Source organism: Gilvimarinus sp. 1_MG-2023 (assembly GCF_030548285.1).
The window spans coordinates 1-234 of the sequence record NZ_JAUOSC010001764.1 but is presented as its reverse complement, the minus strand read 5'-3'; the positions used below and the strand labels follow the sequence as shown (position 1 = coordinate 234).

At 50.4% G+C, this 234-nt stretch carries 1 protein-coding gene; it reads left to right on the top strand.

Annotated elements, in window-relative coordinates; all coding sequences use genetic code 11:
• Window positions 1–234: 2-oxo acid dehydrogenase subunit E2 (locus Q4563_RS22775; protein ID WP_303606167.1), on the top strand; the 234-nt coding region annotated here is incomplete at both ends.

Below are 234 nucleotides of genomic sequence, written 5' to 3'. Positions count from 1 at the left end.
CGTAAGCGCATTGCTGAGCGCCTGCTCGATGCCACTAGCTCAACGGCCATGTTGACCACATTTAACGAAGTGAACATGGCACCGGTTATGGAGCTGCGTAAGCAATACAAAGACAAGTTTGAAAAAGTACAGAACGGTACTCGTTTGGGCTTTATGGGCTTGTTTGTAAAGGCTGCGACCGACGCGCTGAAGCGTTTCCCCGCGGTTAATGCTTCACTGGATGGTGACGACATT